Below are 7244 nucleotides of genomic sequence, written 5' to 3'. Positions count from 1 at the left end.
GGCGCTCAAGCCCCGCCTGCTCTTGCTCGATGAAATCGCCGGTGGACTGACCGAAGCGGAATGCGTTGAGCTTGTTGATCTGATCCGGGAACTCAAGCCCGATGTGGCCATGGTGTGGATCGAACACGTGACCCACGCGCTCTCGGCCGTGGCCGATCGAATCCTTGCCATCAACTTTGGCGCTCAGATCGCGACCGGCACCCCCGAAGCCGTGATGCGCGACCCGGCGGTGTTGGAAATCTACATGGGAGCGGTTCTCGATGTCTCTGCTTGAAGTCGAGAACCTGGATGTGCGCTATGGCGACTTCCAGGCCGTGAATGGAGTCAGTCTCCGCCTCGAAGAGGGGCAGACGGTGGCCATTATCGGCGCCAACGGCGCGGGCAAATCCACGCTGCTCAAGGCCATCAGCGGCCTTCACCCGTGGCGCGCTGGTGCCATACGTTTCGACGGCCAAGATATCGCCCACCAGCGGGCCGACATGATCACACGCGCCGGGATGACCCTGGTGCCCGAGGGACGGCGGCTTTTTGGCTCCCTGTCCGTCGAAGAGAACCTGCTGATGGGGCAATGCTCTGAACGCAAGGGCCCGTGGTCGACCGACGCCGTGTACAAACTCTTCCCGCGGCTCGGCGAACTGCGTGCAGTCGCAGGTGCAAGCCTGTCGGGCGGACAGCAGCAGATGGTGGCCATCGGCCGGGCGCTGATGACCAACCCGAAGGTTCTGCTTTGCGACGAGCTCTCGCTTGGCCTCGCACCGTCCATCATCGGCGATATCTATCGCTGCTTCGATACGATCCGGGCCAGTGGCGTCTCCATCGTGGTGATCGAGCAGAATGTGGTCCAGGCCGTGGCCGCTGCCGGCTATGCCTATTGCCTGCTGGAGGGCCGCGTCAGCCTTGAAGGCCCTACCGCGTCGCTATCCATGGACGCCATAACCGCCGCCTATTTCGGAACAGGGGCCGCCGCATGATCTGGGTCGAAACAATTATCAACGGCATGCTGCTGGGCGGGCTTTACGCCCTGGTCGGTCTGGGCCTCGGCTACGCCTTCGGCATCATGCGGATCGTCAATGTGGCGCAGGGTGACTTCATTGTCGCGGCGGCTTTCATCGGCGTGGCGCTTGTCCCGTGGACGCCGATCAGCCCGCTGCTCGTCATCGTGCCGGTGGCGATCATCTCGTTCATATTCGGCATCATCCTGCAGCGGTTGATGATCAACCGGGTGCTCGGACAGGACCAGATCCCACAAATCCTGCTCACTTTCGGCCTGGCCATCGTGCTGCGCAACGGCATGGTGGAATTGTTCGGCGCCAACAGCCAGTCGATCGACGCCGGCGAACTGCGCTTCATGGGCTTTGAGCTCCTCGGCCTGCGCCTGGGCGTCCTGCCCGTTTTGATCCTGGCCATCGCCCTGGCCCTGTTCACGCTGCTGCACCTGTGGATGCGCCACACGCGCATGGGCCGCATCATTCGCGCCACTGCCGATGATTTCGAGGTCGTGCAATTGACCGGCGTCAACTACCGGCGGGTCTATGGCATCGCCATGGGCGTTGCCATGGCCCTTTCGGCGGTGGCCGGCGTGCTGCTGGCCATGCGCGGCAGCTTCACGCCCTATTCAGGGGCAGACAGGCTGCTGATCGCCTTCGAGGTCGTGGTTATCGGCGGCCTGGGCTCCTTCTGGGGCATGTTCCTGGGCGGCATGCTGCTGGGCGTCACCCAGCTCGTCGCGCTCAAGCTCGACCCATCATCGGGTCTGATGTGGGGGCACCTGATGTTCCTGCTGATCCTCTTTGTTTCCCCCAATGGCATTGCCGGGCTGATGCGCCGATGACCGACACCAGACACAAACTCATCGCGGCTTCTGGCTTGCTCGCTACCGGTCTCCTGATCGCAGCCCCCCATGTGGTGCCCGAGGGCAGCCTGCGGCTGATGGTCGAGATCTTCTGCGTCTTCGCCTTCGCGCAAAGCTGGAATTTCCTCGCCGGCTATGTGGGGCTCATGTCCTTCGGGCAGCAGCTCTTCATCGGGCTCGGGGCCTATTTCGTCTTCCTTGTATCCAACCGGCTGGCGCTTAACCCATTCTGGCTGGTTCCGCTGGCCTTCTTCTTTGCCGGTGCCTTCGCGGCGCTCATCTCGCCGCTGGTTTTCCGCCTGCGCGACGCCTATTTTGCCATTTCGATCTGGGTGATCGCAGAGATTGTCCGCCTCTTCATTGCCCAGCGCGACTATCTGGGCTCGGTCTCCGGCCTGCCTCTGGTTGCCACGCGCAGCATGGATCGCAGCTCGGTGGCCATGTGGACCTTCTATTTCGCGGCCCTGTTCGCTCTGCTGGCGGTGTTCGGCCTCTACTACCTGTCGCGGTCCCGCCTGGGGCTGGCCCTTGCAGCGGTGCGGGACAACGAGGCCACGGCGGCCTCAATCGGCATCAATGTCTGGTGGACGCGCTTTGTCGGCTTCGTCATCGGCAGCGGCTTCACCGGTGCAGCTGGCGCCGTCTACTACATGTCGGTCTTTCATCTTGAGCCCGGTGGCGCCTTCGATCCGAACTGGATGGTGATCATGTTGTTCATCGTGATTATCGGCGGCGTCGGCACGGTGGAAGGCCCAATCATCGGCACGGCGATCTACTTCCTGCTGCGCGCATGGTTCGCGGGCACCGGCAACCTTTACCTTATGCTGCTCGGCGCTGCGGCCATCGCCGTCATGCTGATCTCGTCCAAGGGCATCTGGGGAGTCGTGCGTGAGCGAACCGGCATCGATCTTCTTGGCAGCCGCCACCTGAGCGGTCTTGGCCAGAATCCAAAGGGCTGAACGTGGCAAGACTGGATAGCAAGCGGATCATCGTCACTGGTGCAGCCAGCGGCATCGGCAAGGCCGTGGCACAGGCCTGCCTCGCTGAGGGCGCCCAGGTGGTGATCGCCGATTTCAACGCGGCCCTCGGTCAGCAAACGGCCACCGCCATAGGCGCCGGCTTCATCGCCTGCGATGTGTCGGACGAGCAAAGTGTCGTGGCTATGGTTGGTGAGGCCGTCGCCAAGATGGGCGGACTGGACGGGCTGGTCAATAATGCCGGCCTGCAAAAGGCCGGCCCGATCGCGCAGACCACTGTGGCGGACTGGGACGACCTGATGGGGGTCAATGTCCGGGGCGTGTTCCTCGCCACGCGCGAAGCTATCCCGCACCTCAAGGCCGCAGGCGGGGGATCCATCGTCAATACTGCGTCGCTTGCGGCCAAGCGTGGAGGCCCCGGTATCGGCGCCTATGCGGCTTCCAAGGGTGCGGTCATGGCCTTTACCACTGCGACCGCCCTTGAGCTGGCCAAGGACGGCATCCGTGCCAACTCCATCTGCCCCGGTTTCATCGACACGCCCTTCAACAACCCGGCCATTGGCTTCATGGGCGGACGAGAGGCCCAGGCCGAACTGGTGAAAACGATGGTTCCTCTCGGTCGCCAGGCGACGCCCGAGGAAGTGGCCCCGATGTATGTCTATCTGCTCTCCGACGAGTCCGGGTATGTCACCGCCCAGGCGCTATCGATCGACGGAGGTGTCTACAATTGACCGACCTGTTCGACCACATCGTAGTCGGCGGGATTGCCAGAGCTGCACTCATCGCACTCGGACTGGAATAGCGTACTTGGCCCAGCTCGGCATTGATGGCCGCTTCTAGGACTCTATCGATGCAGTCTGAACGGCCGGAATGGGGCGCGTTGTGCCCTGGCTGCTAACCCATTTCTGCGATTGCCGGGCCTTGGCTCCCAAAAAAGCTCGCTAGATAGATAGCTAGCATGTTGGCGCGCCCGAAGAGATTCGAACTCCTGACCCCCAGATTCGTAGTCTGGTGCTCTATCCAGCTGAGCTACGGGCGCGCAGGCCGACATGTGCGGCAGGCTTGATGGATCAGGGCGTCTGGCGCCTCCGATCGAAAGCGGGGCAACCCATACATGGCTGTATGGGGCAATGCAAGCGGGGTGACGACGATTTTCATGGAAAGATGTCAGCTGTCCCCGAGCCTGGCCGGCAGCGTGATATCAAAGCGGGTTCCCTTCGGCTCCGGCACCAGCGCCAGGGTGCCACCATGAGCCTCGGTAATCTCGCGGGCAATTGCCAGGCCCAACCCCGTGCCGCCGGAACGCGCTGAACCCTCGAATGCCACAAACAGGTTCTCTCTCGCACGGGGCGGCAGGCCGGGGCCGTTGTCCCGGACGGAAATCACCGTCTTCCCGGCCTCATTGGCCGCACCGACCACGATACGGAAATCTTGCCCATCGCCGGTCTGTGCTTCCAGCGCCTCGCGCGCGTTCTTGAGCAGGTTGACCAGGACTCGACCCATCTGGCCGGCATCCACATCGGCCATGAGCGCCCCATCAACCTGATTGTCGAACGCAATAAGCGGATTGCCCGCCACCCGAGCCTCGAAGGCCGCCTCCTCGACAAGGCCGCGCAGGTTAACGGGTGCAAGTCTGGGCACCACAGAAGTCTCGCGCCCATAATCGAGCACCGATTGCGCAAATCCGATCGCCTTGTCGAGCGTGGTCACGAGCCGCGGTGCCAATCGCTGCACCTTGGGATCGTCAAGCGTCGCCACCTGGTCCGAAAGCAATTGAGCCGATGTCAGCGTATTGCGCAAATCGTGGTTGATCTTGGCAACTGCCAACCCCAGATCGGCAAGATGTCGCCTCTGCCGCAGCATGGAGAAAATTTCGCTTTCCATGTCCGCCAGCTCGCGTTCGAGAATGCCGATTTCATCGGCCCGCTTGGAGGGCGTCAGAATAAGCGCGGCGTTTTCGGGGGCCTTGCGAAACGCCAGCATGTTATCGGTGACCCGCAGCACCGGATCGATGAACAGCCGGCTCACCAGCACATAAAGCACGAAGGCTGTCACGGCCGCGATGCCGAGTGAGACCAGCGCAAAACTGCGCGAATAGTCGATCATGTCCCGTCGCAGAGGCGTTTCGGGCATCAGCAATTCAACCAGGCTCTCGTTGAGATCGCCCTCACCCACTACGCGCAATGTTCGCCCCGGCGACGCAAAGAGCGTATCCAGCGCGCCCCCAACCCGGCTGAGCAAGTCGCCCTGCCTGAGATCAGCGGTAACGACGGTATCAGGCATCACCGGATTGGTCAGTTCGATAAGCTGGCTCTGGCCTTCGCGGCGATAGACAATCGCGTGGGCGCCAGCAGAGTTGAGCAGGCGGTCCGTCAGATCGCGCGGCAGCGCCATTACATCGGGCACGGCATCAAGGACCCGTGCCGCCACGACGCCCACCTGCAGGCGGTCTTCCAGCCACGTGGCGCGGAAGCTGGCGATCGAGGGCAGGAAAATGACGATTTCCACAAGTAGAATCACCCCGATGATCGTGGCGATCAGCTTGCTGGACAGTCCCGGGAAGCGACCGGGCATGGTGCTGGACTGGTCATTCATCGTCACGATCTTATGCCAGACCCCTTCGCTTCGTCAGGCCCCTCGCGGACCGCGCCCCTTCACCCGACGGCTGCGAGGGGGCATCCGCAAACGCGACCCACTAAATGGTCAGCCGCCGTCGCACTGCCCCCAGCAGCTTCTGCCAGGAAGATACGGTCTGCGCGCCCTTATGGTTTTCTCCGAGGAGACAAAGAGTGGCCAGAAGGCTGGGATGCGGCAGGCTGAGATCGGCCAGCGCCTGCAAGGGAATGCCACGGTCCATGGCCAGAGCCAATACACCAGCCAACTCCCCCGCATCCGGACCGGCAAGGCTGGCCGCGATCACCTGTCCCTTTGGATTGACCAGCAGCTTGGTTAGCCCCTGCTCAATGCCTAACGCCCGGGCCTTGTCGTTCTCCGCCGCGCCGGCGCGCACAATTGCATGTCCTTTGGCGAGCCTTTTTACATCCGCCGGCCACCTGCCGATCTGAGCCAGCGCCGGTGCCGTTTGCACCAGGCGGGGCTGTGCCGACGGCCTGTGCCCCGGGGCGCCCAGCACCACGGACTCCACCACCGCCCGGCCATGGCTGAGCGCATGCTGCCATTGCTCGATCCCGGCGCCGGCACCGACAAAACGCACACGTCGGTTGCTGGATTGTCCCAGTGATCCGAGGGCGAAGCGTCCGGCCTGCCCGCGTACCGGGCGCACGCGCCCCGCATCGAGCGCCAGCGCACCGGCATTGACCTGGGCCCCGGCACAAATCAGCACGTGGGAGACGTCAAGGGACTGCCGGTCGCCCTGGGGAAGTGCAACGGTGGCCCCGATGCCCTGCGAACGGGCCTGGATGGCGTCGACAACGCCGCCGTCGAGGAGACGCACGCCATCTTCCTGCAACGCCTCAATCAGAATGCTGGAGGCCTCGATATCGAAGCCAGCAAGCACATCCCCCTGTGGCACCAGGGTAACCTCCGACCCGAGCCTGGCAAACGCCTGGGCCAGGGCCAGTCCCTCGGCGTCGCTGCCGATCACCAGCAGATGCGTCAGTTTGCGGGCATTCTCGAGAATGCTGTCGGCGGTAAAGTAATCCACAGCATCCAGGCCCGGAACGGCCGGAATAATTGGCTCGCCACCAACGGCCAGAATGAAGGCCTGCGGCCTGACCTGGACATCCCCGACGGCGAGTGTGGCGGCATCGACGAACTGCGCCGGCCCGGGCAGCACCGTGATTCCCAGCGCCGTCAGCCGCTCACCACTGTCGAGCACCGCGCGTTCTGCGGCCAACCGAACCGCCCGCTCCTGCACCAGCTTCATGGTAACTTTGGGCTCTGCGCCATTCAGCCCAAACCGGCCCGCATTCCGGATCGATGCAGCTCTGGCGGCGCTCGCCATCAACGCTGCAACACGCATAGCACGTTGCGGTCCATCGCCGGGCTCCGGGTGGCCCCTGTCAACCAGCGTAACCTGTGCTCCAAGCCGCCGGGCATATTGCGCCAGCGCGATTCCCAGCGCCCCCGCGCCCACGATGCAAAGCTCGGGTCGAATTAACTCAGCCATGTCCGCCACTGGCCAGAACCATCGCTGCTCTTATGCGGGGGAAAGCTTGGCTTGACAACAGGGCGACGCGGTCCAATCCGGGTGCCAATGCGCGTTGACTTGGGGCAGTGTTTTGCCTATAGACCCCACCAACGCGAAGGCGGCGCGCTTGCCCGCCTCAAGGATTATTCTGCTTTCAGGCAGCACCAACCAAGAGGAACCGTGCAACTGCGCGGTCTGATGTTATGAAGCGTACATACCAGCCTTCCAAGCTCGTGCGTGCCCGTCGTCACGGTTTCCGTGCCCG

At 63.2% G+C, this 7244-nt stretch carries 7 protein-coding genes, 1 tRNA gene and 1 pseudogene; 6 read left to right on the top strand and 3 right to left on the bottom strand.

Annotated features, from left to right (window positions below; all coding sequences use genetic code 11):
• The 5 genes and pseudogenes from QZ564_RS18640 to QZ564_RS18620 all read left to right on the top strand — a co-directional run.
• A pseudogene (locus QZ564_RS18640) lies at positions 1–274 on the top strand (ABC transporter ATP-binding protein); the annotation flags it as partial.
• Positions 261–971, top strand: coding sequence for an ABC transporter ATP-binding protein (locus QZ564_RS18635; protein ID WP_297113337.1), 711 nt, complete (start codon positions 261–263; stop codon positions 969–971). The pseudogene QZ564_RS18640 and the gene QZ564_RS18635, both read left to right, overlap by 14 nt.
• Positions 968–1831 (top strand): branched-chain amino acid ABC transporter permease, encoded by an 864-nt coding sequence (locus tag QZ564_RS18630; protein WP_297113335.1) that lies wholly within the window; start codon positions 968–970, stop codon positions 1829–1831. Before QZ564_RS18635 ends, QZ564_RS18630 begins: the two co-directional genes overlap by 4 nt.
• Positions 1828–2811: a branched-chain amino acid ABC transporter permease gene (locus QZ564_RS18625; protein WP_297113333.1), complete on the top strand. Its 984-nt coding sequence runs from the start codon at positions 1828–1830 to the stop codon at positions 2809–2811. Before QZ564_RS18630 ends, QZ564_RS18625 begins: the two co-directional genes overlap by 4 nt.
• A gap of 2 nt (positions 2812–2813) precedes the next feature.
• On the top strand, positions 2814–3560 hold the full coding sequence (locus tag QZ564_RS18620; RefSeq protein WP_297113331.1) for an SDR family NAD(P)-dependent oxidoreductase: 747 nt from the start codon (positions 2814–2816) through the stop codon (positions 3558–3560).
• Positions 3561–3791: 231 nt separating this feature from the next.
• Here the strand turns inward: QZ564_RS18620 and QZ564_RS18615 are convergent.
• The 3 genes from QZ564_RS18615 to QZ564_RS18605 form a co-directional block, all read right to left on the bottom strand.
• Positions 3792–3868 (bottom strand) — tRNA-Arg (locus QZ564_RS18615).
• Positions 3869–3996: 128 nt separating this feature from the next.
• Entirely contained in the window at positions 3997–5424 is a 1428-nt protein-coding gene (locus QZ564_RS18610) for a HAMP domain-containing sensor histidine kinase (protein WP_297113330.1), read from the bottom strand.
• Positions 5425–5524: 100 nt separating this feature from the next.
• Complete coding sequence (locus tag QZ564_RS18605; protein WP_297113328.1) at positions 5525–6958, bottom strand: FAD-dependent oxidoreductase; 1434 nt, start codon at positions 6956–6958, stop codon at positions 5525–5527.
• Positions 6959–7182: 224 nt separating this feature from the next.
• Between QZ564_RS18605 and rpmH the strand changes: the two genes are divergently transcribed.
• On the top strand, positions 7183–7244 hold a 62-nt coding region (rpmH, locus tag QZ564_RS18600), incomplete at its 3' end, for a 50S ribosomal protein L34 (protein WP_297113339.1).

The sequence above is a fragment of the uncultured Devosia sp. genome, assembly GCF_913055165.1.
In the GTDB taxonomy this organism is placed as follows: domain Bacteria; phylum Pseudomonadota; class Alphaproteobacteria; order Rhizobiales; family Devosiaceae; genus Devosia.
The sequence above is the reverse complement of the archived record's forward strand: the minus strand, read 5'-3'. Positions and strand labels throughout refer to the sequence as shown.

Excerpts from the sequence above, each read along its gene's own strand:
- QZ564_RS18635 (WP_297113337.1), top strand. The coding sequence starts at position 261 with ATGTCTCTGCTTGAAGTCGAGAACCTGGATGTGCGCTATGGCGACTTC.
- QZ564_RS18630 (WP_297113335.1), top strand. The coding sequence starts at position 968 with ATGATCTGGGTCGAAACAATTATCAACGGCATGCTGCTGGGCGGGCTT.
- QZ564_RS18625 (WP_297113333.1), top strand. The coding sequence starts at position 1,828 with ATGACCGACACCAGACACAAACTCATCGCGGCTTCTGGCTTGCTCGCT.
- QZ564_RS18605 (WP_297113328.1), bottom strand. The coding sequence starts at position 6,958 with ATGGCTGAGTTAATTCGACCCGAGCTTTGCATCGTGGGCGCGGGGGCG.
- QZ564_RS18610 (WP_297113330.1), bottom strand. The coding sequence starts at position 5,424 with ATGAATGACCAGTCCAGCACCATGCCCGGTCGCTTCCCGGGACTGTCC.